The following is a 26,209-nucleotide window of genomic DNA, read 5'->3' as shown; positions in this document are numbered from 1 at the left end:
GATCAGCTTGTTACGAAAGCGCTGACGTCCAGTACCCGCACAGCGCCTCGCTGCTGCCACCCACGGGAGGATATTGACGACCGTGCCTACATCCCTTCGCGGCCATATTGATCGGCTGCGCCAGACATCCGTCACCCAGCATCTTCCACCCGAGGCACACGTCAAGTCGCGCCGGCGCCTGCGCGCCTGCCACGAGTGTGACTGGGTGATGGCACTCCCCCCGCTGAGCCCCGGTGAAGAAGCCGACTGTGTACGCTGTGGCCATGATCTGGTCAAGCGCCATGCCTTCCCCGCACAGCGCAGTCTGGCGCTGGCGATCAGCGCCTTGGTGGCCATGGCGGCGGCCCTGGCCTTCCCGTTCATCGGCTTTCGTGCCAAGGGCGTCGGCAATGAGATCGAGGTCGCTCAGACGGCGACCCAGATGCTCGAGCATCATCAGCCAATCGTCGCCATGATGGTGCTGATGTCGATCATCGTGCTGCCCGCTCTCTATCTGATCACCGTCGTCTATCTTCAGCTCAGCCTGACGCTGCCTCGTCGGCTGCCCTACAGTCGCACGCTGGCACGGGGACTGTCTCACATCGCCCCATGGCTGATGGCCGACGTCTTTATCGTCGGCACCATGGTCGCGCTGATCAAAGTGGCGGGGCTTGCCGAGATCACGCTCGGAGTGTCGTTCTGGGCCTTCATCATCTACGCCGTACTGCTGTTGGCCACCACCCTGTCGCTGGATCAGGACTGGCTGTGGTTTTCGCTGACCGGGGAGCCGCTGGCACCGGAAGGCACCCGCACCGGCGCCACTGCGGCGTCCCAGGGTCTGACGGGCTGCCACACCTGCGGTTTGATCAATCGGCTGGATCAGCACGGCCACGGTCGCTGCCGACGCTGCGGCGAGAAGCTTCACGCCAGGCGCCCACGCAGTCTGCAGACCACCTGGGCACTTCTGCTGACCGCAGCGGTGCTGTACATTCCGGCCAATGTCTACCCGATCATGTACACCACCAGCCTGGGTTCGGCGGAACCTCAGACCATCATCGGCGGGGTGATCTACCTGGTCAGTCACGGCTCCTGGCCTGTCGCCCTGGTGATCTTCGTGGCCAGCGTCATCGTGCCCATCGGCAAGCTGCTGGCGCTGGTGTGGCTGTGCCTGGTCGCGCCAAGGGCACCTAATATGCGTTCCGTGGTTCGCGCTCGGCTGTATCGTCTGACGGAACTGATCGGACGCTGGTCGATGGTTGACGTGTTCGTGGTGTCGATCCTGGTCGCACTGATCAGGGCGGGCGCCTTGATGTCAGTGGACCCGGGCCCGGCGTCGCTAGCCTTCGGCGGCGTCGTGATCGTGACGATGCTGGCCGCGATGAGCTTTGATCCACGTCTGCTCTGGGATGGCGACAGCAAGACGCATGCCCCCTATACACCGGCCAGCCACCATCCCACCGACGCCATCCACCATCCCGCCGAGGATGGTGAAGACACGCCCCCATCGATGACACGCCATACGCAGGACGAACAAGGAAGCACATCATGAGTGACGCCGATTCGCGCCACCCGGAAGATCATCAAGTGCCGCCGGACCAGGACATGCACCGTGCCGCACCGACCCAGCAGAAACGCCTGTCGCCGGTTTGGATAGTGCCCTTCGTGGCACTGCTGATCGGCGGCTGGCTGGTCTATGACAACTATGCCAGCCGTGGCCCTCAGATTTCGCTGCATCTGCCCACGGCCGACGGCATTGAAGCCGGCAAGACGCTGATCAAGACCCGTAACGTCGAGGTCGGCAAGGTGACGTCCGTCTCCCTCAGCGAAGACCTGTCCGGCGTCGAGATCACCGCCCAGATGGAGCCCCAGGCCGAGCAGATGCTGGTCGAGGACACCCACTTCTGGGTGGTCAAGCCGCGTATCGGCCGCGAGGGCATCAGCGGTCTTGGGACGGTACTGTCCGGCGCCTATATTCAGCTGGAGCCGGGCCGCAGCGAGGTCGATGCCCGGGACTTCGACGTCAGCGATGAACCTCCGGTCGCGCCGCCAGGCGCCGAGGGGCTGCGCCTGAACCTGGTCAGCCAGGTCGGCAACTCACTTAGCGTGGGCGACGCCGTGACCTTTCAAGGCTTCAGCGTAGGTCGCGTGGAGAAGGCCGAATTCGATGTCTCGACCCAGAGCATGCATCACCGCATCTTCATCGAAAGCCCCTACGACACCCTGGTCACCGAGAACACCCGCTTCTGGGGCACCAGCGGCATCGACGTAAGCCTGGGTTCCGAAGGCTTCCAGGTGAAAGTCGAATCCCTTGAGGCCCTGCTCGGCGGCGGCGTGACCTTCGGTGTGCCGGATGACATTCCTGCCGGCCCCGAGGCCGAGGAAGACGCCACCTTCGAGCTGTATGCCGACGAGGAGGCGGCGCGTCAGGGTACCTTCAACCGCTACCTGGAGTTCGTACTGCTCAACGAGGACACCGTCCGCGGTCTGTCCCGTGGTGCCCCGGTCGAATTCCGTGGCGTCCGCATCGGCACCGTGGCCGCGGTGCCCTGGAACTTTACCGCCAAGCAGCCTCCCGGGCGTGAGCGCCTGGCCATTCCGGTGCTGATCCGAATCGAGCCGCAGCGCCTTGGCATCGGTGCCAATGACCTTGACCTGGAGGAATGGCGCGAGCGCTTCAACCGTCTGTTCGAGCGCGGCATGCGCGCCACCCTGAAGAGCGGCAGCCTGCTGACCGGCGCCCTGTTCGTGGACCTCAAGATCGACGAAGAGCTACGTGGCCAGTACGTGGCGGAAAGCTTTGCCGACCGCCCCGTATTCCCCACCGCCTCGGCGGGCCTGGCGCAGATTCAGGCGCAGGTCACGGCGCTGCTCGACAAGCTCAATCGTCTCGAGATCGAGCCGATCCTGTCCGGGCTGGACCGCAACCTGCAAGTGTCGGAAGCCATGCTGACCCAGGCCCGCACGCTGGTGCAGAGCATGAACAGCCTGCTGGACAACCCGGAGACCCAGGGTCTGCCGGGCAACATCAACCAGACCCTGGACGAGCTGCGCCAGACCTTGAGCGGCCTGTCACCGGAGTCCAGTGCCTACCAGGACCTGACCCGCACGCTGAACGAAGTCGAGCGCCTGGTTCGCGACCTGCAGCCAGCGGCGCGCAAGATCAGCGATGACCCAAGGGCCCTGCTGTTCGACAGTATCCAGACGGAAGACCCGATTCCGCGGGCACCGCGCTGACTCAGGCGGCCCGGGCCATGCCGGCCCGGGCCAGCGAATGTGATGACATCACTGACCTCAACGGAAAGGAGTTCTCCATGAGGCCAATCAGACACCTCTGTGTTCCCCTGCTGGCACTTTGGCTGGGTGGCTGCGCCACCGCCGAGACGCCGGTCACCCAGTACGTGCTGCCCGCCGATGCAGGCAGCCAGGACGCGCGAATCCCCTCCTCCAGCGACACTCCACTGGTGGTGGCTCCTCCGCGCCTGGCCAATTATCTTGAGGCCGAGGGCGTGGTCCTGCAGGTCGACGATATCTCCCTCAATCAGGCCAAGAGTCACCAATGGGCCGCCCCCCTGGTGCAACAGCTGGAGCGCGGATTGCGTGATCGTCTTGCCGACCGGCTGACGGGACGCCGAGTGCTGTTGTCGAGCGGACCGGCAGAGGGCGCCATGACCCTGGAGCTCAGTATCGACCGCTTCCAGGGGCACTACGATGGCTACGCGGTGACCTCCGGGCAGTGGCTGCTGCGCGATGCCCGACGCCAGGTCATCGACAGCGACAGCTTTGAAGCCAGAGAGCCGCTGGACAGCGACGGCTATGCCGCCCTGGTGCGCGCCCTTGGCCGCACCTGGGACGGCGTTGCCGACACCATCGCCGCTCGGGTTCGCCAGGCATCCTGACGGTCAGCGCCTGATACCCGCCCCCTGCATCACCACCGACGACCGCTGGAAGGGCGGTTGCCGGTGCGCTGGCGCAACAAATCTGGCATCATGCCGGCAACGGTGACGGGGGGTCCCCCGCCGAATTTATCCCACGCCTTGTCCGGGACCGGCGCCAGCCGTCAGTTGGCGTCCTGCGAGTGCGTGCGTGTTGGAGTTTGCATGAGTTTTTCCGATCTCGGCCTGCGTGCCGAATTGCTCCGTGCCGTCGAGGCACAGGGCTATGACACCCCGACGCCCATTCAGCGCCAAGCGATCCCCGCGGTGCTGAAGGGCGGCGATCTGCTGGCCAGTGCCCAGACCGGCACCGGCAAGACGGCAGGCTTCACCCTGCCCATGCTCCAGCGCCTGGCCGAAGGCCCCCGCCCCGCCAAGCGCCAGATACGGGCCCTGGTGCTGACACCAACACGGGAACTGGCCGCTCAGGTCGGGGAAAGCGTCCGCGATTACGGCAAGCACCTGTCACTAACCCATCACGTCATCTTCGGCGGTGTCGGCCAGCAGCCGCAGATCGACGCCATTCGCCCGGGTCTGGACGTGCTGGTGGCGACACCGGGTCGCCTGCTCGATCTGCATCAGCAGGGCCACGTCAACCTGTCCCAGGTGGAAATCCTGGTGCTCGATGAAGCCGACCGCATGCTCGACATGGGCTTCATCCACGACATTCGCCGCGTGCTCAAGCTGCTGCCCGAGAAGCGCCAGAATCTGCTGTTCTCGGCCACCTTCTCCAGCGAGATCCAGGCGCTGGCGGACAAGCTGCTGGACCGCCCCGAGATGATCGAGGTCGCCCGCCGCAATACCACCGCCGAGACGGTGGATCAGGCGGTCTACCGGGTGGATCGTGAGCGCAAGCGCGAGCTGCTTGCCCATTTGATCGAGAGTCATCGCTGGTACCAGGTACTGGTGTTCACCCGCACCAAGCACGGTGCCAACCGCCTGGCAGAGCATCTGGACAAGCGCAACATCACCGCCATGGCGATCCACGGCAACAAGAGCCAGTCAGCCCGGACCCGCGCCCTGGGCGCCTTCAAGTCGGGTGATCTGCAAGTGCTCGTGGCCACCGACATAGCAGCGCGTGGGCTGGATATCGATGAACTGCCCCACGTCGTCAACTTCGAGCTGCCCAATGTGGCCGAAGACTACGTCCACCGGATTGGCCGCACCGGCCGTGCCGGCAACGAAGGCCAGGCGGTATCGTTGGTGTGCGTCGACGAGCATGGCCTGCTGAAGAACATCGAGCGGCTGATCAAGCGTGACCTCGAGAAGCGCATCGAGCCCGGCTTCGAACCGGACCCCAACGCCAAGCCGGAACCCATCGAAAACGGGCGCAATCGCCGTGGCGGCGGTCAGCGCCGAGGTGGCAACACCAGCAGAAACAGCGGTGGCGGTAACAGCGGTAATGGCGGCGGCAACCAGCGCAACGGCGGCCAGCGTAGCGACAATGGTAACAGCCACAACCGCAATGCCAGCGACCAGCCCGCTCGCCGCAGGCGCCGCCGCGGTGGACAAGGCAACCGCCAAGGCCAGGCCTAGGCGACGCGACTGAACGCACGCTACTGAACCTACGTCACAGAACCTATGCCACTGAAACGGAGGGGCGCTCAAGCGCCTCTCCCACCTGAGCAGGAACGCGACATGGCTACCCCAGAACTGATCAAGGAATATCGGCGCTTCCGGGCCTTCCAGAAGCAGGCACAGCTCGACAGCGAACACCGTGGCGCTCAGGCCAAGATAGATGAGGCCAGGGTCAGCGCCAATCGTATGACCGAGGCCTATCGCAGCATGGCCGACAAGGCCGCCGAGCAAGGTGCCTGCTACCGCACCCTGTACCTGCGCAACCACGACGGTGTCGCCCTGGCCTGCGAGGGCTGGCTGTTCGTCCGGCGCGTGCTGTCCGAGGGTGGGGCGACCCGCGTACGCGCCAGCCTGCTGGAGACCTTCCGCCTCGAGAATGGTCAACAGGCCCCCGGAGAGACCCCGGTCGAAAAGGTCACGCTGGAAATCTACGACCAGCTGCTGGTCGACAAGGGCATGGCCACGGCAGTGCGTATCGACGGCATCGACGGCGAGCGCCACAGCCAGTTTCTGACCTTCAATGATCAGGTGCGTGGCGACCTTCGCCGCTTCCTGAAGTAATCCAAAGGCCGCCAGTGAGGGGTTGCCGCCCCTCGCTGACGCGCTCTCCTGCACGTCGGCCATCTTTCAGGAGTTCTCATGAAGGCCTCGTCGCTGCCCTGGCGCTTTCTTCTGCTGATGGTTCTGGTCGGCCTTAACCTCAGGCCCGCGCTGTCTTCACTGGCACCACTGCTGTCGCGAGTACAGCAGGACACCAGTCTGTCCCCCACCGCCATCGGTGCCCTGACCACCCTGCCCGTGCTGTGCCTCGGTCTGTTCGCGCCGCTGGCCCCCCGCCTGGCTCGCCAACACGGCCCCGAACGTGCGCTGTCCATCGGCCTGGGGGTCATCGCCGCCGGTCTGCTGCTGCGTGGCCTGGGCTCCCCCGTTGCGCTGTTCGCCGGCACCCTGATGGTCGGCGCGGGCATTGGCGTGAGCGGAGCGCTGCTGCCGGCACTGGTCAAGCGGGAGCTGCCCCGGGGGGCGGACCTGATGACGGGTGTCTATACCATGGCCCTCTGCCTGGGAGGCGCGCTTGGTGCAGGCCTGGCGATTCCGCTGACGGATCTGCTGGGCGACTGGACGCGCAGCCTTGCCGCCTGGGCCCTGCTGGCGGTGGCGGCGCTGATCGCCTGGGAACGTTACATGCCGCGCACGCCAGCCACACCAGGCGCCCGCGCGGACGTGGGAACCGGCATGACCAAGGGACTGCTACGCCAGCCGCTGGCCTGGCAGGTCGCCCTGCTGATGGGGACCCAATCCTCACTGGCCTACATCGTGTTCGGCTGGCTGCCGACCCTGTTGATGCAACGTGGCATCGGCGAGGCCGAGGCTGGCCTGCTGATGGGCATGTCGGTCATGGTCCAGCTGATTTCGGCGTTACTGGCACCGTGGCTGGCACGCTTCGGGCGTGATCAACGGCCTGCGCTGCTGCTGGTGATGGGCGCCACCGCCAGTGGGCTATGGGTGCTGCTGATGGCGGATACCTCGCTGCGCTATCTGGGCGCACTGCTGTTGGGCCTTGGACAAGGCGGCAACTTCAGCCTGGCACTGACCTTGATTGTATTGCGCACTGCCGACGCCCGCCTGGCGGGACGCCTGTCAGGGCTGGCCCAGGGTGGCGGCTATGCCCTCGCGTCACTTGGCCCCCTGAGCATTGGCATCCTGCTGGACCACCAGGCTCCGGTCAGCGTGGTGGCCTACGTGTTGATGGGTATCGCGGCGGCCGCCGCCTGCTGTGCCTGGCTGGCCGGGCGCCAGCGCCAGCTGACCTTCGATGACAACGACAACGTCATCACCCGACAGGCATCTCGCCGTCGCTAGATGACATGGCCTGTAGGCCTCGTTTCACCGTTTCACCCTTAGGACATCGCCACATGAACTCCTATCACCACGCAGCGGTACTGGTCATCTATACCGGCGGCACCATCGGTATGGTCGATACGCCCCATGGCCTTGCTCCTGGCCCCGATATGGAGGCCAGGGTCCGCCGTGCCGTCGACGAGCTGCCAGCGCAGCGGCGCGCCTCATTGCCCGCCTTCGAGTGGCTGGAGGTGGCCACACCCATCGATTCAAGCAGCGCTCAGCCGGAAGACTGGGCAACGCTCGCCCGGCTGGTGGCCGACCACTACCTGTCCTATCGCGGCATCGTGGTGCTGCACGGGACCGACACCCTGGCCTGGACAGCCTCGAGCCTGGCCTTCCAGTTGCAAGGGATCGACCGCCCAGTGGTGGTAACCGGCTCCATGGCGCCGCTGGCCGCCGCGGAGAGCGATGCACTGGACAACCTGGTGGACGCGCTCGGCTTCGCCGCGATGCCACAGCTGCAGGAAGTGGCCGTGTGCTTCGCCGGCAAGCTGCTGCGCGGCTGCCGCAGCCGTAAATGGCACGCTCGTGACAGCGACGCCTTCACCAGCCCCAACGCACCGCTCCTCGGCGAATGTGCCTCCGGCCAATGGCAGCTGCATGAGTCTCGCGGTCTTGATGCCATGCAGCGCGGCGCCCCGCGGTTCGAGCTCGGCGACTACCGTGGGCTTGGCGACAAGGTCGTGCGCATTCCGCTGTGGCCGGGCATTCGCCCCTGGCAGCTGGCGGCCTGGCTGGATGATGACAGAGTCGAAGGCGCCCTGCTGGAGGTGTGGGGAGGCGGCAATGTGCCTGACGATCCGCAGCTCGGCGCGGTACTTGCTGAAGCCAGCGGCCAAGGCAAGTTGCTGGTGGCCATCAGCCAGTGCCCCCAGGGCACCATCGCTATCGGTCACTACGTCGCCGGTCAGCTGCTGGCGGCGGCGGAGGTGGTCTCAGGGGATGACATGACCCCGGAAGCGGCCTTCACCAAGCTCGTCCATTTGCTGTCTCTCCCTCTCGACTCTGCCCAGCGGCGCGAGCTGTTCCGCACGCCGCTGGTAGGCGAGCGCGGCTGAAGGGCAGACCAAGACAACTTTTTTGTGCTCATGGTCTTCCCCAACGAGAACGATGGAGTAAGGTTAGGGAGAACCGTGAGGATGAGGAGACGTCCATGGAACACCCGGATCACCCGTTCAGTGAATTGTTCGAACAGCTGGGACTGGCATCGGAACCCGAGGCGATCAAGCGCTTCATCGACCGCAACGCGCCAATCCCCGAGGACGTCGAGCTACCGGATGCCGCCTGCTGGAACGAAGGCCAAGCCGAGTTCCTGCGCGAGGCCATCGAGGCGGACGCGGACTGGGCCGAGGTCGTCGATCACCTGAATGCGTCGCTGCGCAAACCGTGACGCTCATCATCCGCGACATTCGGCCTTGGTAGCGGCCAGCGGGACAGCGATGGCGGTCATGGAACTGCCATCATCTGTCATTCATCCCACAGGCACTGCTCCCGCAGAAGGGGCATGCCTGGGTGGTACTATCCCCTTCAACGAACTTGACTCGGCGCCCCTGTGAGCATGCTTTCTCCGGATATCGAAGCACGACTTGAAACCGCACAGCGACTGCCGTCGCTCCCCTCCGTCGTGGGTGAACTGCTGACATTGGCCAACGATCATGACGCCCCACTGACAGATTTTGTCGAGCTTGTCGCCAAGGACCCGGCCCTGTGCCTGCAGCTGCTCAAGCTGGCCAATTGCCCGTACTACCGCCGGGGCGGCAAACCACTAAGCTGTCATGCCGACGCCGTGGCGCGACTGGGTGTCGATGGCACCCTGACCGCCCTGCTCGGCTTCACGCTGATTCGTGACGCCGTCCGCGGCCCCTTGAAGGACTACTGGCGCCAGACCCTGGCAACGACCCATCTGACCCGAGCCATTGCCACAGTGCTGCGGCCAGAACATGTCACGGAACTGACCACCCAGGCACTGCTTCAGGACATCGGGATGCTGGTCCTGCACGGGGTCGATCCTGGCTATTTTGCGCTGATCGCCGAGGCCGACGACAAGGGCCAGCGCCAGTCCATCGAGCGCGCGGCATTGGGCTGCACTCGCGAGCAGGCCTCACGCTGGCTGGTCGAACGCTGGCAGCTGCCCCACGCCGTACTGGCAAGGCTCGAGGAAGATGTCGATAGCGAGATGACGACCCATTGGCTGGACGTCTGCTGCCTGCGCCTGGCCAATGACCTATCGCGTCATTGCCTGGCAGGCGATAGCGCGGCGATCGATGCCAGTCTGCACCGATTCAGGCTGACCACGGGCCTGGCCGATGAGACGCAGCTGGTGCTGACCCGCCAGCTCGACGACGCCATGGGCACCCTCCCCGGCTTCCTGGCTGCCCTGTTGTCACCGGAAGCGGACATTGAACGCCTGCTGCTCGCCGGGAAACAGCAGCTGCATGGACTGACGCTCCACCTGGTCGAACAGCTGCATCATCGTGAAACCCAGCTGACCGCGCTCAAGCGTGACAACGAGGCCCTGGACGTAAAGGCGACCACGGATGCGCTGACGGGACTTGCCAACCGAGCCGCCCTGGAACAGCGCCTCGGCACCATGCTGCATGAGGCCTACTCCACGAGTCGTCCGCTGTCGCTTCTGTTTATCGATCTTGATCACTTCAAGCAGCTGAATGACCAGTATGGCCACCGCATCGGCGATATCGTGCTGGTCAACGTAGCCGCCACGCTGCGCGATGCCGTCAGGGCCAACGACCTAGCCGCGCGCTACGGAGGCGAAGAGTTCGTGATCGCCCTCGCAGGCACGCCAGCGTCCGGCGCACTTGAGGTCGCACGACGCATCGAGCAATGGCTGGCCCGACAACCGATGGCCAGCGTGGAACAGCGGCCGCTGCAGGTCACCGCATCGATCGGCGTGGCGCAGTGGCTACCCGAGATGCCGCGCACCGATGCAGCGGCTCTGATCGCCGCAGCCGACAAGCAGATGTACGGTGCCAAGGCGTCAGGGCGCGCCCGCATCCAGCACGACAGCGAGGCCAGCGACCAGGGGGTCGAGGAACAGCTCTGACGTCACAGGCGAGCCTCGACACGCTCGAGGATCTGGGCGCTGACCTTGCTGACCAGCGGCTTGGCGGCTCGGTTGACCGCCTTCTCGAGAAGGCGATTGCGGATCCGATAGTCGATGGTCAGGCTGACCCGGGTGCCCTCTTCCACGCGCTCAAGATCATAGCGCCCTTCATTGCTGACCCCATCGACCGATTGCCACGCCAGCCGGTACGGTGCCGACTTCTCGGTCAACTGAACATCGAAGGTCCAGTCCATCGCCACCGCATGAACGTGCCAGCGGTAACGATCATCTCCCAAGGCTTCGATCGAGGTGATCAGGTCGGAGTAGTCGGCGAAGTCCTCGACGTTCTCGAGCAGGGCGAACACCCGCTCCGGTGGCGCGGCGAGAACAGCGCTATGTTCAATGGTGGCCATGGCAGCATCCTGAGCCAGAAAGTCCCGGCGCCCGCTCAACCCGTGGCGCCACTTGAGCCCGAGGCTTTGTCCGAAAAGTCGACGAGCGAAGGTTAGACAAGGCAAAAATCGGTGAGAAAGCGCAGTTTACGAGGTGTAAATGAGCATTTTAAGTTGATTTTTAACGCCGTATCACCAAGCGCAGGCACTTTTCGTACAAGCCCCAGCATCAGGGTTGCACGTCTTCCTGTAAAGGTACGGCACCCTGGCGAGCAGCGGGAAGATCCCTCAGCAGCAGCCCAAAGCCAAGCGCCTCCTGGCTGCGCGCCGCAGCGCTCAATGACTCGCCCTCCAACGCCAGGCGCACGCGGTGCCCGTCGCCAGGCGCCACCTCCAGGGGACGACCGCTGGACGACATCATTGCCTTTAGGGTAAAGCGCCGATTGCCGGTCGGCAGCATCAACTCCACCCCATCCCCGACTTCGAAGCGGTTCTTGACGGCAACCTCGAGCCACCCTTCACGCTCCATGCCCAGCGCCTCTCCCACAAACTGCTGGTGCACGCCAATCGAGTGCCCGCGCTCGTAGTTCTGATACTCGTCGTGTACGTGACGGCGGTAGAAGCCTTCTGTATAGCCGCGATTGGCGAGGTTCTCGAGCTCATCCATCAGTCGCCTGTCGAACGGCCGTCCCGCCACGGCATCGTCGATGGCACGACGATAGACCTGGGCGGTGCGGGCAACGTAGTAGGGAGACTTGGTGCGCCCTTCGATCTTCAGCGAGCTGACGCCCATCTCGACTAGCCTTGCCACGTGCTGGACCGCTCGCAAGTCCTTGGAGTTCATGATGTAGCTGCCGTGCTCGTCCTCATGGACCGGCATCAGCTCCCCCGAGCGCTGCGGGTCCTCGATCAACACCGACGGCTGAGCGCTGGTGGGTACCAGGTCGCCACAGTCATCCGTGGTGGCCGCGTGAGTCTGGTACTGCCAGCGGCAGGCATTGGTGCAGGTCCCCTGGTTGGGGTCTCGACGATTGAAGTAACCGGACAACAGGCAGCGACCTGAGTAGGCGATGCACAGCGCCCCGTGAACAAAGGTCTCGATGTCGAGACTCGGACACTCGGCGCGAATCTCGGCGATTTCCTCGAGGGACAGCTCCCGTGACAGGATGATCCGGGATATCCCCTGGGCCTGCCAGAACCGGGCCGCCGCGTGGTTGACCACGTTAGCCTGCACCGACAGGTGAATGGGCTGTTCGGGCCAGCGCTCCCGCACCATCGTGATCAGGCCTGGATCGGACATGATCAGTGCGTCGGGTGACGCCTCGACAATCGGCGCCATGTCATCGAGGTAGGTTCGCAGCTTGGCGTTATGCGGGGCGATGTTGGACGCCACGTAAAAGCGTTTGCCCTGGCTGCGGGCGTGTTCGATACCACGCAGCAGATTATCCAAGCCAAAGTCGTTGTTGCGCACCCGCAGCGAATAGCGGGGCTGGCCCGCGTAGACCGCATCCGCACCGTAGGCAAAGGCGAAGCGCATATGGCGATAGGTGCCGGCCGGGGACAGCAGTTCAGGGGCATGCATGGTGGCGATTCTCGTCAGGGGTAATGGTCAAGGCAATACGGCGGAGCGTATGTCTAGCCAAGACTGGCTGGACATCCTGGTTCCTTCTACAGCTCAGACACCACAGCTCAGACACCGCAGCTCAGACGCCGCAGCTCAGACACCGCAGTGCGGGCCCGGCAGCATGCCATGCCAGGGAACGTCCGATATTGACGAGGCGCAAATGATCGGCATCAAAGGTGCCTGGCCTTGTTCCCCACCTTTCGGTACCCTATGCGGCGCCACAGGCAGGTGCTGGCGAGAGAATGCTCCAGCGCCGGCGTGTCTCGCTGACACTTGAGCCGCCTATGCACTTAAGCAAATTAAGCCCTTAAGCGACTTAAGCACTTAAGCCACTCAAGTCAGGCAGCGACATTGCCCATGGCATCTAGCCGGACCGGACCCCGGCCCCTGGCGACAACGAGTCGCCTCCCCCAAATTCTCCGACTCGAGATATTCAGCATGAGCCCTACTCCCGCCACCACCGTGGTGATCTACTCCGGTGGCATGGATTCCTATACCGTTCTTCATCGCGCCCTTCGCGAGGGCCTCAAGGTACATGCCCTGTCCTTCGACTACGGGCAGCGTCACGCCCGTGAGCTCGAGGTGGCGCGGCAGGTGTGCCAGGAACTGAAGATTCCCCATCAAGTGGTCGACATCACCGCCATCCACGGCTTGATCGACAACTCCGCCTTGACCAATGCAGCCCGCGCCATGCCCGACGGGGACTACGCCGAGGACAACCTGAGTGCCACGGTGGTCCCGAACCGCAATATGGTGCTGCTTTCACTGGCCATCGCCAAGGCGGTGAATATTGGCGCCAGCCGCGTGGACTACGGGGCTCATGGTGGTGATCACGTGCTCTACCCCGACTGTCGCCCGGAATTCGTGCACAAGATGAACGACGTGGCCGCCATCGCCAACTTCTCCCCGGTGGCCATACATGCGCCCTACCTCAATGCCAGCAAGAGCGACATCCTCGCCGATGGGCTTGCCATGGGCCTGGACTACCGCCACACATGGACCTGCTACGAGGGACGCCCACTGGCCTGTGGCCGCTGTGGCAGCTGCCGTGAGCGCCTCGCCGCCTTCGCGGCCCAGGGCGTCACGGATCCACTAGCCTATGCTGCTGCAGCAGAAGACGCCCAACCGGCGGTTGGAGCCACGCAGGATGTATAGCGTCAAGGAAGCCTTCTATACCTTGCAGGGCGAAGGCGTACAGGCCGGGCGGGCTAGCGTGTTCTGTCGCTTTACTGGCTGCAACCTGTGGTCCGGTCGTGAGCAGGACCGCGCGAGCGCACAGTGCCACTTCTGCGATACCGATTTCGTCGGCACGGACGGTCAGAACGGTGGGAAATTTTCCACTGCAGAGGCGCTGACCGCTCACCTCGCCTCACTCTGGCCCCACAGCGATTCCCGAGTCATTCCCTACGTGGTGTTTACCGGAGGGGAGCCCTTGCTGCAGCTCGACACACCGCTGATCGAGGCCATGCACAGGGCGGGCTTCGAGATCGGCGTCGAAACCAACGGCACACTTCCGGCCCCGGAGGGCATCGACTGGCTGTGCGTCAGTCCCAAGGGCGCCGCCCCGCTGGCGCAGCGCCATGGTGACGAGCTGAAGCTGGTCTTTCCCCAGGCCGAGGCGCCGCCGGAGGCCTTTGAAGCGATGCAGTTCGATCACTTTCTGCTGCAGCCAATGGACACCTCGCTGGTCGCCAGCGATGCGCCTGCCACGCCACTGCAAGCCACCGTCGCCCACTGCATGGCTCATCCACGCTGGCGGCTGTCGCTGCAAACCCACAAGATCGCAGGAATCGACTGATGGCACTCTTTGTACGACGACTGACGCACCTCGACGTGTCGCTGTGGTGCCCGGACCGTGGTCTGATCGGGGCCAGCTGGCAAGTGGATGCCACCCTCGACGGTGCATTGGGTGAGGATGGCATGCTGTTTGACTTCGGCGAGGTCAAGCCATGGATCAAGTCACGCCTTGATAGCGGTGCCGACCATACACTGCTGGTGCCTACGCAAGCTCCCGGGGTAGAGGTCAGTGAGTGCCGTGAGGGACTGTGTGTGCGTACCTCATCGCCCTACCCCATGGAAGTCCGCGGCCCACGACAGGCGTTTACCCTGTTGCCCTGGCCACGAATCACCCAGGCTGCCATGGCCGAGCATCTGTCGCGCCAACTGCTGCGCCATCCGCCAGAGCGGGTCGAGCACATCGAGCTATACCTGAGCGATGAGTCAATTGACGGCGCCGCCTATACCTACAGCCACGGCCTCAGGCGCCACGCCGGGAACTGTCAGCGCATTGCCCACGGCCATCGTTCGCGGCTCGAGATCATCCAGCGCGGCAGTCGCCAGCCTGGACTTGAGGAGCACTATGCACGCTGGCTGGATGACAGCTACCTGGTGGACGAGCATGACCTGGTCTGCGTAGAGGGTGACGCCCTGGTCAGCGCCTATCAGGCACCCCAGGGGCGCTTCCAGCTGCGGCTGCCCCGGGAACGCTGCCGCTGCCTGCCTGGCGCGACCACCGTCGAACGAATCGCCATGTGGCTGGCCGAACACGTTGCACGGGACACGGGTATTGATACCTGGGTGCGCGCCTACGAGGGCGTGGACAAGGGTGCCACCGCCACGGCCAAGGCCCCCCACTGATCATGACGATGAGGTCCACGGACAAGCTGATTGCCGTCGCCGCGGCGGCATCACCAGCGACAGAAGCCCAGGCATCTGGCCACCTCGACTGTCGGCCGGGGTGTGGCGCCTGTTGCATCGCCCCGTCGATCAGCTCGCCGATACCGGGCATGCCTGAGGGAAAACCGGCCGGCGTGCGCTGCGTCCAGCTCGACAGCGATCACCTGTGCAAGCTGTTTGGCTCGCCCGAACGCCCGGCGGTATGCGCACGCTTCGACTTTGATGCTGACCTCTGCGGTACCCATCGCGATGAAGCGCTTGAGCGCATCACGGCTCTGGAGCAGATGACGTGAGCAGCACCCCCTCCGCCACACTACAGGACGACTCACGCCCTGCTCTATGACGACAAGACCCCAACAGGTTAGCCTGTCGGGGTCTTGGCCACTGGGCCCTGCTACTGGGGCCCTTGAGACGTTTCGAAAAAAGCGTCACGGCCCTCCAGAACACTAGCGCTCGTGATGGGCAGATCAGGCTCCGCTAGTCTGCGATACTCGCCGATCCAGCAAGGCGCGCCAGCGAATCAGCACCGGGGCGTCACTCAGCGAGACCTGGGCCAACAGCTGACGGAACTCATCGTGGGCGGCATCATCATTGCCGTCGACGTGGCTCAACCAGAGTTCCAGCGCACAGAGCTGCTGATGCAGGTTGCCGTCGCGCTTGGCCTGCTGTCTCGCCAGCTCGGCCAAGGTGCGCACCGAGTCGAGATCACGGCCGATCTGGCGCCTCACCCGCGCCAACTGAATGGCCAGCTCCGGAACGAACAGAGTCGCGCGTTCTCTGGCCAGCAGCAGGCACTGGTCGAGATAGTCCTCGGCCTGTTCCAGTTCCCCCATGGCCAGGCAGGCGTCCACATACCAGAAGTTGGGACGCTGGCAAGGATCTCGCCCAGTGATCTCGGCCAGTTCCTCGTGGGCGGCCTGAAGCTGTTGCAAGCCGTCACGGCTGCCCGCCAGCGCACGCTGCCAGCCAACCACCGCCCGCGAGGACACCTGCCACAGGTGCAGATCGGAGCTTCCGGTCAACTCGAACGCGCGCTGCGCGCGATGGGCGGCCTCGTGCACATGGCCCAGCTGGCGGTACAAGGCGGCGGCGTACATCAATGCCATCGCCAGGCTACCGGGGTGATGAATCTCTTCCGCCAGTCGGATCGCGGACTCCACGTGTCGCTCAGCCCGCTGATAGTCACCCCTCAGGCACAGCGTCCAGCCCTGGAAGCAGGCCGCCGCCACCTGAGGATGATCGGAGAACGGCAGCCACTCGATCATCATCGGGTTATTGAGCGGATCCAGTTCCTCGAGGTGGTCATAGGCCTGACGAATGCGCCCCGCCCAGTACTCGCAATTGGCGCCGGCATAGTCTGCCAGCCGCTGATAGCGGGGATCCTCCAGCCGCACCGCCAGATCGTTCAGACGTGACGCCAGCAGGAAGGCATCGGCATGGGCGTTACGCTGACTGCAGCCCACCCATAGCCCCCACTTGACCAGGAAGGCCTGCTCGAGATCGTCCTCGTCCTCAAGATCCGTGGTGCACTCGGTCAGAAGCTCCCTGGCCTTGACGAAACTCTCGTGGGCAGTGGGAGAACCGTGTCCCTCCAGTGCAAAGGCGGCTTGACCTCGGACCGTCAGCAGGCTGATTTCTCGCTCGGCCTGTCGTTCGACCTGACGCAGGCTCGCGAGTCCCGCATCGGCCATCTTCAGTGCCGTGCGATTGGCGCTGACCTTGAGGGCCTCTCGTGCCGCCAGTTCGAAGTAGCGAGCACCCCGCGCGTAATGTCCGCTGCGCCGCAAGTGCATCGCGAAATCGCCGGGGTGGCGGCTGATCCACATCGGGAAGCGTTCTTCGATCAACTGCACGACGCGGCGATGCATGTCGACTCGCACATCCCGGGGACAGGATAGATAGGCGGCTTCGTGGAGCAGCTGATGGGTAAACTGATACTGCTTTGCGCCCGCTTCACCGTCAGCGATCTCGATGATCTCCAGCCGGCGCATTTCCTCCAGCGCCTTGCCCAGACGATCGGGCTCCCAACCGCTACATTCGGCCAGAAAGTCGAAACGGAAGTTACGCCCCAGCACGGCGGCCACGTGGGCAACTTCACGATCCACGTCCAGCTGGTCGATCCGGCTGGTCAGAAGGCCCAGCAACCCGTGGGGAAGCTCATCTAGCTGAACGCTACGGCCTTCACGTCGATCCATATCGAGGCGGCGGCAGATCTCCTGCAGATACAGCGGCACCCCATCACAGCGCTCGATGATCTGACCTCGCAAGCGCGGTGACAGGTGCAGCCGATAACGTCGAGCCAGCTGGGTCAGCAGCCGCGACGACTGCATCGCATCAAGACGGCCCAGCGTGATCTGCTGGTCCCAGTGCAGGCGAGTCGGGAGTGACTCACGTCCGTGATGACTGGCGATCAACAGCAGCGGGCAGTTGATCGGAAGGCGGGCCTGCAGTCCGGCCAGCACCTTGAAGGAGGGCTCGTCGACCCATTGCAGGTCATCGATCATCAGTACCAGCGGCCGATCCTGTGACAGCTCGAGCACCAGGCCGTGCAACAGGGAGACGACAGCTTCCACCGCCTCGCTGCTCTTGGCCAGCAAGGTGCTCTCCTGGGCATCCCGGATGCCCATGGCCTCTTCCAGCCATTGCCGGTCGTTGTCGTCAAGTTCACCCAGCCCCAGGCGCTCGACCAGTCCGCTTAACCCCTCGGCATCGAGCTCACCCCCTAGGTGCCAGCGCAGCAGCTGACGCGCCACTCCATAGGGTTCCTGAACCGACATGCGGGTATTCGGCTGCCAGCAGATCGTCGCGTCACGGCTCTGCTCCAGGTGACGGAAACCTACCAGCAGGGCCGACTTTCCGAGACCGGATGGCCCTTTGACCAACACGCTCTGGCGCAGGCCAATGCCTGCCCTCGCCAGGGCATCACGCAACATGCGCAGCGCATTCTCGCGGCCCACCAGGCTGGGTGGCATGGCGTCGCGCCCGCCTTCGTTGCTGCCCAGCACCAGCGCCCGCAGGCGCACCCGGCCATCGCTGGCGACCAACCGAGAAAACAACCGAGGCTGGAGGTCCAGTGCAGGAGGCATGTGCTGACTGGCCTCCTGGGAGATGACCAGCTCGCTGCCCTCGGCGGCACTCATCAAATTCAGTGCCCCCTGGGTCACCTGGCCAAGCGGATCTACCAGATGACGTGCTGGAAGGTATACCACTTGGCCACTGTTCAACCCGGCGGCCAGCTCGATGGTCGGTACACTGCCCTCGCCCGTCCAATGGCGCTGGCATTCTTCATCCAGCAGCCGACGGCAGTGCTCGTACAGCGCAACCAGTTCAGCCAGCTGGTGGGCCGGGCCATGGGTACCGAAACAGGCAAGCCCCAGGCCGCCGGTCGCACCGGGCAGCCAGAACCCACCCAGGTGATGACATTGCTTTTCCAGCCAGCGCATCAGCTCGATCTGCAGCGCCAGGCAGGCACGGGTCTCCGCGCGGCTGCCCATGTCGCCTTGCAGGCTCAGGCGGATTGCCATGACGGACAGCTGACGATGCTCGACTTCGTCTTCACTGAGAGGTGGACTGTCCACGGACAAGGTGCGTGAGAACGCTCCCTTGGGCGACAGCGAACCACTATCGGCCTGGCTGTCTGACCAATAGGCGGCCAGCTGCAGGAAGCCGGGGTCAGGCTGCTGGCCGGACAGCGCCAGCAGCTGCAGGAAGCTGTTGTACTGCTCGTGAGCGGCCGCCATCTGACCCTGCTCGGCCAGCTGGCGAACCAGTCGCTCGTGAAACGGTGCGTAGCCTGAGAAACGGCTGACCAGATCCTGCAGCAGTTGATCAGGCGCTTCGCCCTCCTGGTCCAGCACGTCTTCAGCAAAGCGGATGACGCGCTGACGCCACTCGTTACGCACCTGAATCAGCCAGCGCTGAAAGTCAGGACAGGCAGGTAGCTGCAGCTCTTCGACAAGATCTCCGCGATACAGCTCAAGAATCGTCTTGAGGGTGTCGATATCGCGCTTGCCCTCGAGCAAACGCTGCAAGCCATGTACATCGAAGCCCCACTGGGACGGCAGCTGGAAGGCAATGGTCTGGCGCGACACGGTCAGCACCTTGTCGGCCTCATCCCCCAGAGACTGTCTCAGGCAGTGCAGTGCATGACGCAGATTGGTCCTGCCTGATGACAGGCCCTGATCGGGCCACAGCAGTTCTGCCAGTGTGGCGCGGTTGACCGGCTGCTGATGCAGCAGCAGATACACCAGTAATGCCTTGACCTTGTCGTAGCTGAATTGAACGAGGACATCGTCTCCCAGGCTCAGGGAAAAGTGCCCGAAGAGTGCCAGGTGATCCTGGTCGATTATCTGGGAAGCATCGTGTTGGGCGTCCCGCATGATGGTGTCCCTGCGTGGCGATGCACTCGGCGTCAGGCCGGTACACCGCTGTGAAAACGAAAGGCGACGTCCGGGGTCGTCACTAGTTGCTCTTCGCGGGCCTTGAACTCCGCAATACGCGTTTCTATCGGCGCGTCGGTCAGCTGGCGGGCCAGACTGATGTAATCCTCGAAGTGACGTCCCTCCGACTTAACCAGACCTCGGTAGAACTTGGCAAGCTCCTCATCAAGATGCGGAATCAGTCTTGCGAACCGTTCACAGCTGCGCGCTTCGATCAAGGCACCCACGATCAGTATATCTACAAGCCTATCAGGCTCATCTTTTCTGACCAGTTCTCTGAGCCCCTCAGCGTAGCGCGAAGCACTGAGATGACGGTATTCAATGCCTCTCGTCTTCATGATCTTGACCACCTGCTCGAAGTGCAGGAGTTCCTCCCGCGCCAGCTGCGACATCTTGGTCAGCAGATCGGTGTGATCGACATAACGGTACATCAGGCTCATGGCGGTCGAGGCCGCCTTCTTCTCGCATTGAGCGTGATCGATCAATAGCAGGGTTTCGTTATCGAGGGCCCATTGAACCCATGATGCAGGCGTCTCACAGGGCAGAAACTCGAGAAGTTCGACAGGCAAGGAGGCGTCATGCTCGGTGCTGACAGGACTGTTCATGCAGAAAACATCCAGTAGTGGGCAGGTCAGCGACCTGCCTGGGAATCGCGCTGACGACGGGAAGCGGCGGCGCCATTCAAGGCGTCGCTCAGCGCTGCGTACAACTCGGCCGCCGACGCAGGCGCGCCGGGGCGTGGACTGAGGCCATAGGCGTCGAGCACGCCAATGCGCTCTCGACCGACGCGTAACAGCTCGACGGCGCGGGACAACGCCGGCTGTGACGCACGAAAACGGATGCGATGTCGACGCATCTGCTGCTCGAGCCGGGCTTCATCGAATACGTCGATCAGCACCGACGCTTGCTGCTGGCGCAAGGCATCGAGTTCGTTCATGCGCCGCTGACGTTCCTCTGCGGGCATGGCAAACCAGTCGCGAATTTCGTCGCGATGGCGCTGACAGCCTCGACAAACGTCATCCCCCAGCGTGGTGGAACATAGCCCGACGCAAGGAGACAGCACTGCTCCCGTCATTGATGCACCGCCTGTTCCCGTCTCTTGAATCGGCGACATGGTAACGCCTGCACCGCCGAGACACACCCCTGAACTGGCTCGGCGATGCCCTCGGCGACCAAAGTTCAAAGGCCGTTATGGGGGGCTCGCTTAACATTGTCGACAGTTTATTCTAGAATCCCGGCCACCGTTGACAGCGTGTCCCTCACGCTCGGCTCAGTCCGCCGGAGCGTGACCACCATAAACCAATGAGGGCCCCCACGTGCTTGAAGCCTATCGCCAACATGTCGAAGAGCGTGCCCAGGAAGGCATCCCTGCCAAGCCGCTGAATGCCGAGCAGGTCGCCGAACTGGTCGAACTGCTGAAGGCGCCGCCCGCCGGCGAAGAAGAAGCGGTCCTCGATCTGCTGACCAATCGCGTGCCTCCCGGCGTCGATGAAGCGGCCTACGTCAAGGCCGGCTTCCTGACCGCCATTACCAAGGGCGAGGCAACGTCTCCGCTCATCGACAAGGTCCATGCGGTCAAGCTGCTGGGCACCATGCAGGGCGGCTATAACATCGCCACCCTGGTGGAACTGCTCGACAACCCAGAGCTGGCCAAGGAAGCGGGTGAGCAGCTCAAGCACACTCTGCTGATGTTCGATGCCTTCCACGACGTCGCTGACCGCGCCAAGGCCGGCAACGACGTCGCCAAGGACGTCATGCAGTCCTGGGCCGATGCCGAGTGGTTCCTGTCCAAGCCCGCCCTGGCCGACAAGATCACCCTGGCAGTGTTCAAGGTGCCCGGCGAGACCAACACCGACGACCTGTCGCCGGCTCCGGACGCCTGGTCACGCCCGGACATTCCGCTGCACGCCAATGCCATGCTCAAGAACGAGCGTGAAGGCATCGAGCCGGAAGTCCCCGGTACCAAAGGCCCGATGGCCCAGATCGAAGCGGTCAAGGCCAAGGGCTTCCCGGTCGCTTACGTCGGCGATGTCGTCGGTACCGGCTCCTCGCGCAAGTCCGCCACCAACTCCGTGCTGTGGTTCTTTGGTGACGACATTCCCAACGTGCCCAACAAGCGCGCTGGTGGCTTCTGCTTCGGCGGCAAGATTGCTCCCATCTTCTTCAACACCATGGAAGATGCCGGCGCCCTGCCCGTCGAAATGGACGTCTCCAAGATGGAGATGGGTGATGTCATCGACGTCTACCCCTATGAAGGCAAGGTCTGCCGTCACGACACCGACGAAGTCATCTCCACCTTCGAGCTGAAGACTCAGGTAATTCTCGACGAAGTGCGCGCTGGCGGCCGTATTCCGCTGATCATTGGTCGCGGACTCACCGACAACGCGCGCAAGGCGCTGGGCCTGGATCAGTCGGACGTCTTCCGCCTGCCCGAGCAGCCCAAGGACACCGGCAAGGGCTTCACCCTGGCCCAGAAGATGGTCGGCAAGGCCTGCGGCATGGACGGCGTGCGTCCGGGCATGTACTGCGAGCCGAAGATGACCACCGTTGGCTCCCAGGACACCACCGGGCCGATGACCCGTGACGAGCTCAAGGACCTGGCCTGCCTCGGCTTCCAGGCCGACCTGGTGATGCAGTCATTCTGTCACACCAGTGCCTATCCCAAGCCGGTAGACGTGGAAACTCACCACACCCTGCCCGACTTCATCATGAACCGTGGCGGCGTCTCCCTGCGTCCCGGCGACGGCATCATCCACTCCTGGTTGAACCGCATGCTGCTGCCGGACACTGTCGGCACCGGCGGCGACTCCCACACCCGTTTCCCGATGGGTATCTCGTTCCCCGCGGGTTCTGGTCTGGTCGCCTTTGCCGCCGCCACCGGCGTCATGCCGCTGGACATGCCGGAGTCGATTCTGGTTCGCTTCAAGGGCAAGCGCCAGCCCGGCGTGACCCTGCGTGACCTGGTCCACGCGATCCCTTACTACGCGATCCAGCAGGGCCTGCTGACCGTCGAGAAGTCCGGCAAGAAGAACGCCTTCTCTGGCCGCGTGCTGGAAATCGAAGGCCTCGAGGAGCTTACCGTCGAGCAGGCCTTCGAGCTGTCCGACGCCAGTGCCGAGCGCTCCGCTGCAGGCTGCACCATCACCCTGTCCGAGGATTCGGTCAGCGAGTACCTGAAGTCGAACATCACTCTGCTCAAGTGGATGATTGCCAACGGCTACGGCGACAAGCGCACCATCGAGCGCCGTATCCTGGCCATGGAAGAGTGGCTGGCCAACCCGAGCCTGATGCGCGCCGACGCCGACGCCGAGTACGCCGAGGTCATCGAGATCGACCTTGAGCAGCTCAAGGAGCCGGTGCTGTGTGCCCCCAACGACCCGGACGATGCGCGCCTGCTGTCCGAAGTGGCTGGCCAGAGCATCGATGAAGTGTTCATCGGTTCGTGCATGACCAACATTGGTCACTTCCGTGCCGCCGGCAAGCTGCTCGAGAAGCAGCCCGCAGGCAGCCTGAAGACCAAGCTGTGGCTCGCTCCGCCGACCAAGATGGACCAGCACCAGCTGACCGAGGAAGGCTACTACGGCATCTATGGCCGCGCTGGCGCCCGTATGGAAATGCCCGGCTGCTCGCTGTGCATGGGTAACCAGGCGCGTGTTGCCGCCAAGAGCACGGTGGTGTCCACCTCCACCCGTAACTTCCCCAACCGCCTGGGCGACGGCGCCGACGTCTTCCTGGCCTCCGCCGAACTGGCGGCGGTGGCGGCGGTGGAAGGCCGCTTGCCGAGCGTCGACGAGTACCGTCGCTACATGGGTGAGTTCGATGCCATGGCCGGTGAAATCTACCGCTACATGAACTTCCATGAAATCGAGGAATATCAGAAAGCCGCCTCGAACGTGATTCCGGTCGCCCAGGAGGCCTGAGTTACGCCCTGATCAGGCACGCCGCCTGTCAGCAATGAAGCGCCCGGACGTCAACGTCCGGGCGCTTTTTCGTTGGGCGCCTCGCGAATGTCACGATGTCACGCAGCGCCCCGGGGCTGGATAACCCCCGCATCTATGGCATCATGCGATGAACAGCAACGGAGATGCCCCCATGAGCCAGATTGTCACCCCAGATATCTGTGATGCCTTTCCTGAAGTGGCCGTATGTGACCCGATCTTCGTCAACTACGGCGGTCAAGAAGCGTTTGCCGGCCCGGTTCGCACGGTCAAGTGCTTCGAGGACAACTCCCTGGTCAAGCAGGCGGTCGCCGAACCTGGCGACGGCGCGGTGCTGGTCGTGGATGCCGGCGGCTCGACCCGCTGCGCGATGCTCGGCGACATGCTGGCAGAACAGGCGGCAGGCAATGGCTGGGCCGGCGTCATCATGTACGGCTGCGTGCGCGACGTGGACATCCTTGCCGAGACGGATCTAGGCATTCAGGCGCTCGGCGCCCACCCACGCAAGAGCGAGAAGCGTGGTGAAGGGCAGCGCGATGTGCCGGTCACCTTCGCTGGGGTCAGCTTTACCCCCGGCCAATGGGTCTACGCCGACAACAACGGCATCCTGGTGGCTGAAGAGCGTCTCGCTCTGGAGTGAGGTGTTCCGCGATCGTCGCGACGCTTCCCCCCACCGCGGCTGCCCAGCCTCCTGTGACCCATCCAGGGCTGTGGTCCAGCACCATCGACCATAGCCTCGGCACGCCATACATGCACCGTCCAACGGCAGACGACCCTCAATGACGCTTGCCCGGGATGTCTTTACCAGCCTTAGCGACCACCTGCGCCCGCTGCTGGCCTACCATCTGCTGTTCACCCTGTTCGCCTCCGCCCTGCTGTTGCCCACACTGGGTTGGCTGCTGGCCATCTGGCTGGAACAGGTCGGTCGACCACTGGTGACCACTGCCGACGCCGTCGCGCTGTTGCTGTCACCTCTGGGCTTCACCTGGGTCTTTGCCTTTGCCGCCGGCCTGCTGACACTGCTGTACCTGCAGCAGGCCGGCATGATGCTGGTGGCGGTCGAACGCCAGGGCTCCCATGCGCGTCAGGCACTGGTGGCGCTATGGCAGAGCCTGCATCGGCTGCCGGCACTGGCCACACTGGCGTGCCTGCAGGTGGCCGTTCACTTAAGCGGCGTGGCCATCCTGCTGGCCTGTGCCCACCTGGTGCATGACAGTCTGCTCAGCGGCCTGGACGCCTACTACGTCCGTCACGTGCGACCACCGGCTTTCTGGCTCTATCTCTCTACCTTGCTGCCGATGGTAGGACTGTGGCTGGCGCTTGCAGGCAGGCTGTACATTCGCTGGTGGCTTGCCTTGCCAAGCCTCGTGCTGGAGGGCCTCAAGCCCTTTGCCGCGTTGCGTCGCAGCCACGCTCTGACGGTCAAACGCCAAGGCGGCCTGGCACTGGTCATCTTCAGCATGCTGACCATCCTGCTGGCCCTGCCTTCTGCGGTCTCACTGGTATTCAGTGCCTGGGTCGGCCCCCTGATCGCCAATCTGCCGGATATCGGCGCAGTGGTCATACCGACCATGCTGGCGGTGGTGACCTCGGCCACGCTGCTGACCCTGGGCGTCGCTTTCGCCATCATCGTCGTCAATGCGTTGCTGGCGACCTGCCTTTACCTGCGGCGTGCCCATCGCCTGCCCCGTCCCGCCCCACCTCCTGCCGATGCCCACCCGGGTCGTTGGGCATGGGGTATCGAGGTAGGCATCGTGCTGTTTGCCCTGTCTCAGGCATGGTTGATGGTCGAGCGACAGGATATCCGCGAACAGGTCGACGTGATCGCCCACCGGGGCGCCTCCATGGTCGCGCCGGAAAACTCCATGTCGGCGATTCGTCGCGCCATGGACGACGGCGCTGATGTGATCGAGATTGATGTCAGGCTGGCCGGCGACGGCACCGTGGTACTGAGTCACGATGCCACCCTGCTGCGCCTGGCCGGTGATGACCGACGCATCGGTGATCTCGACTGGAGCGAGCTTGCCAGGCTGGACATCGGCGCAAGCTTCGCGCATGCCTATGCCGGAGAGCCCCTGGCCAGGCTCGATCGAGTCCTTGAGGAGGTGCGAGGACGCGCTAGGCTGTTGATAGAGCTCAAGCCTGAGCGGGGCCAGGAAGAAGCGCTGATCGAGGCTGTGCTAGGCGACCTGCAGAACGAGCGGCAGCAGCGGCTGGCATGTCGTCACGATGCCACGGACAAACTCGACCGGCTCGTCTGCGGCGACCCGCAGCTGCTGCAGACCAGCTGGCTGGCATCGCTGTCCTATCGCCAGGTTCAGCGCATCAATCAGCTTGCGCCCGATGCACGCAGCCTGCTGCTGGCGGAGTGGGCATTGCCCGGAAGCCTGCCCTATCGCCATTTCGATGGGCTCGGGCTTCGCCATACGCAGATTGACGACGACCAGCTGCGCCGGGCCCACGTGAGCGACAAGCCGCTATACGCCTGGACCGTCAATGACCCAGCGCGCATGGCTCGCCTGATCGACCTGGGGGTCGACGGTATCATTACCGACCGACCTGACCTGCTGACGGCGCTGCTGCGCGAGCGCCAGGCCATGAGCGATGCGGAACTGATGCTGACCAAGCTACGCCACTGGCTGGAGAGCTGAGCTCCGGCGGCGGAGACATGGCACTGCCAGCCAC

The 26,209-nt window shown here is 64.0% G+C and carries 21 protein-coding genes; 16 read left to right on the top strand and 5 right to left on the bottom strand.

Features of this window, described 5'->3' with window-relative positions:
- The first annotated feature begins 82 nt into the window (after positions 1-82).
- The 9 genes from KUV41_RS13600 to KUV41_RS13560 all read left to right on the top strand — a co-directional run bounded on the left by KUV41_RS13600 (position 83) and on the right by KUV41_RS13560 (position 10,455).
- Positions 83-1,528 carry a paraquat-inducible protein A gene (locus tag KUV41_RS13600; protein ID WP_315900591.1) on the top strand — a complete coding sequence of 482 codons (1,446 nt, stop codon included), beginning with the start codon at positions 83-85 and terminating at the stop codon, positions 1,526-1,528.
- On the top strand, positions 1,525-3,213 hold the full coding sequence (gene pqiB / locus KUV41_RS13595) for an intermembrane transport protein PqiB (protein ID WP_206938275.1): 1,689 nt from the start codon (positions 1,525-1,527) through the stop codon (positions 3,211-3,213). Before KUV41_RS13600 ends, pqiB begins: the two co-directional genes overlap by 4 nt.
- Positions 3,214-3,290: 77 nt before the next feature.
- The gene (locus tag KUV41_RS13590) at positions 3,291-3,875 is read left to right on the top strand and encodes a membrane integrity-associated transporter subunit PqiC (protein ID WP_206938266.1); all 585 of its coding nucleotides are present in this window, start codon (positions 3,291-3,293) and stop codon (positions 3,873-3,875) included.
- A 201-nt stretch (positions 3,876-4,076) separates the two neighbouring features.
- Positions 4,077-5,447, top strand: coding sequence for a DEAD/DEAH box helicase (locus KUV41_RS13585; protein WP_222163183.1), 1,371 nt, complete (start codon positions 4,077-4,079; stop codon positions 5,445-5,447).
- A gap of 102 nt (positions 5,448-5,549) precedes the next feature.
- Entirely contained in the window at positions 5,550-6,050 is a 501-nt protein-coding gene (locus KUV41_RS13580; protein ID WP_222239373.1) for a hypothetical protein, read from the top strand.
- A gap of 78 nt (positions 6,051-6,128) precedes the next feature.
- A complete protein-coding gene (locus KUV41_RS13575; protein WP_261396050.1) occupies positions 6,129-7,352 on the top strand; it encodes an MFS transporter in 1,224 nt (407 codons plus the stop codon).
- A 53-nt stretch (positions 7,353-7,405) separates the two neighbouring features.
- Positions 7,406-8,452 carry an asparaginase gene (locus KUV41_RS13570; protein ID WP_222486521.1) on the top strand — a complete coding sequence of 349 codons (1,047 nt, stop codon included), beginning with the start codon at positions 7,406-7,408 and terminating at the stop codon, positions 8,450-8,452.
- Positions 8,453-8,547: 95 nt separating this feature from the next.
- Positions 8,548-8,784, top strand: a complete 237-nt coding sequence (locus KUV41_RS13565; RefSeq protein WP_206938244.1) for a DUF2789 domain-containing protein — start codon at positions 8,548-8,550, stop codon at positions 8,782-8,784.
- Positions 8,785-8,952: 168 nt separating this feature from the next.
- Entirely contained in the window at positions 8,953-10,455 is a 1,503-nt protein-coding gene (locus KUV41_RS13560) for a GGDEF domain-containing protein (protein ID WP_261396056.1), read from the top strand.
- Between the two features lie 2 nt (positions 10,456-10,457).
- Here KUV41_RS13560 and KUV41_RS13555 read toward each other — a convergent pair whose 3' ends face one another.
- Both KUV41_RS13555 and yegQ read right to left on the bottom strand, forming a co-directional pair.
- Positions 10,458-10,868 carry an SRPBCC family protein gene (locus KUV41_RS13555; RefSeq protein ID WP_222486519.1) on the bottom strand — a complete coding sequence of 137 codons (411 nt, stop codon included), beginning with the start codon at positions 10,866-10,868 and terminating at the stop codon, positions 10,458-10,460.
- Positions 10,869-11,076: 208 nt separating this feature from the next.
- Positions 11,077-12,429: a tRNA 5-hydroxyuridine modification protein YegQ gene (gene yegQ / locus KUV41_RS13550; RefSeq protein WP_222486518.1), complete on the bottom strand. Its 1,353-nt coding sequence runs from the start codon at positions 12,427-12,429 to the stop codon at positions 11,077-11,079.
- 480 nt (positions 12,430-12,909) lie between these two features.
- On the opposite strand from yegQ, the gene queC reads away from it, so the two are divergent.
- From queC to KUV41_RS13530, 4 genes are read left to right on the top strand one after another with little or no spacing between them, the layout of a single operon-like run.
- Positions 12,910-13,626: a 7-cyano-7-deazaguanine synthase QueC gene (queC, locus tag KUV41_RS13545; protein ID WP_206938226.1), complete on the top strand. Its 717-nt coding sequence runs from the start codon at positions 12,910-12,912 to the stop codon at positions 13,624-13,626.
- The gene (gene queE / locus KUV41_RS13540) at positions 13,619-14,269 is read left to right on the top strand and encodes a 7-carboxy-7-deazaguanine synthase (RefSeq protein WP_222163176.1); all 651 of its coding nucleotides are present in this window, start codon (positions 13,619-13,621) and stop codon (positions 14,267-14,269) included. The genes queC and queE overlap by 8 nt, the downstream gene beginning before the upstream one ends.
- Entirely contained in the window at positions 14,269-15,108 is an 840-nt protein-coding gene (locus KUV41_RS13535) for a 6-carboxytetrahydropterin synthase (RefSeq protein ID WP_222486517.1), read from the top strand. Before queE ends, KUV41_RS13535 begins: the two co-directional genes overlap by 1 nt.
- Positions 15,109-15,116: 8 nt before the next feature.
- Positions 15,117-15,440 (top strand): YkgJ family cysteine cluster protein, encoded by a 324-nt coding sequence (locus KUV41_RS13530; RefSeq protein ID WP_222486564.1) that lies wholly within the window; start codon positions 15,117-15,119, stop codon positions 15,438-15,440.
- Positions 15,441-15,614: 174 nt separating this feature from the next.
- On the opposite strand, the gene KUV41_RS13525 is transcribed toward KUV41_RS13530, so the two are convergent.
- Genes KUV41_RS13525 through KUV41_RS13515 form a run of 3 tightly spaced genes read right to left on the bottom strand, consistent with a single transcriptional unit; the run spans position 15,615 to position 20,700 of the window.
- Positions 15,615-19,526, bottom strand: a complete 3,912-nt coding sequence (locus KUV41_RS13525) for an AAA family ATPase (protein ID WP_206938206.1) — start codon at positions 19,524-19,526, stop codon at positions 15,615-15,617.
- A gap of 32 nt (positions 19,527-19,558) precedes the next feature.
- Positions 19,559-20,191 (bottom strand): tRNA-(ms[2]io[6]A)-hydroxylase, encoded by a 633-nt coding sequence (locus KUV41_RS13520; protein ID WP_206938204.1) that lies wholly within the window; start codon positions 20,189-20,191, stop codon positions 19,559-19,561.
- Between the two features lie 26 nt (positions 20,192-20,217).
- Positions 20,218-20,700, bottom strand: coding sequence for a DUF1289 domain-containing protein (locus KUV41_RS13515; protein WP_224852017.1), 483 nt, complete (start codon positions 20,698-20,700; stop codon positions 20,218-20,220).
- A 202-nt stretch (positions 20,701-20,902) separates the two neighbouring features.
- Here KUV41_RS13515 and acnB point away from each other — a divergent pair, with 202 nt between their 5' ends.
- From acnB to KUV41_RS13500, 3 genes are all read left to right on the top strand, one after another.
- A complete protein-coding gene (acnB, locus tag KUV41_RS13510; RefSeq protein ID WP_206938202.1) occupies positions 20,903-23,506 on the top strand; it encodes a bifunctional aconitate hydratase 2/2-methylisocitrate dehydratase in 2,604 nt (867 codons plus the stop codon).
- Between the two features lie 172 nt (positions 23,507-23,678).
- Positions 23,679-24,164 (top strand): ribonuclease E activity regulator RraA, encoded by a 486-nt coding sequence (gene rraA / locus KUV41_RS13505; RefSeq protein ID WP_206938199.1) that lies wholly within the window; start codon positions 23,679-23,681, stop codon positions 24,162-24,164.
- Between the two features lie 139 nt (positions 24,165-24,303).
- The gene (locus KUV41_RS13500) at positions 24,304-26,175 is read left to right on the top strand and encodes a glycerophosphodiester phosphodiesterase family protein (protein WP_222486516.1); all 1,872 of its coding nucleotides are present in this window, start codon (positions 24,304-24,306) and stop codon (positions 26,173-26,175) included.
- Positions 26,176-26,209 lie beyond the last annotated feature (34 nt).

The sequence above is a fragment of the Halomonas sp. DP8Y7-1 genome, assembly GCF_019801685.1.
In the GTDB taxonomy this organism is placed as follows: Bacteria; Pseudomonadota; Gammaproteobacteria; order Pseudomonadales; family Halomonadaceae; genus Halomonas; species Halomonas litopenaei_A.
Note: the sequence above shows the minus strand (reverse complement) of the source record. Positions and strands in the feature narration are given on the sequence as shown.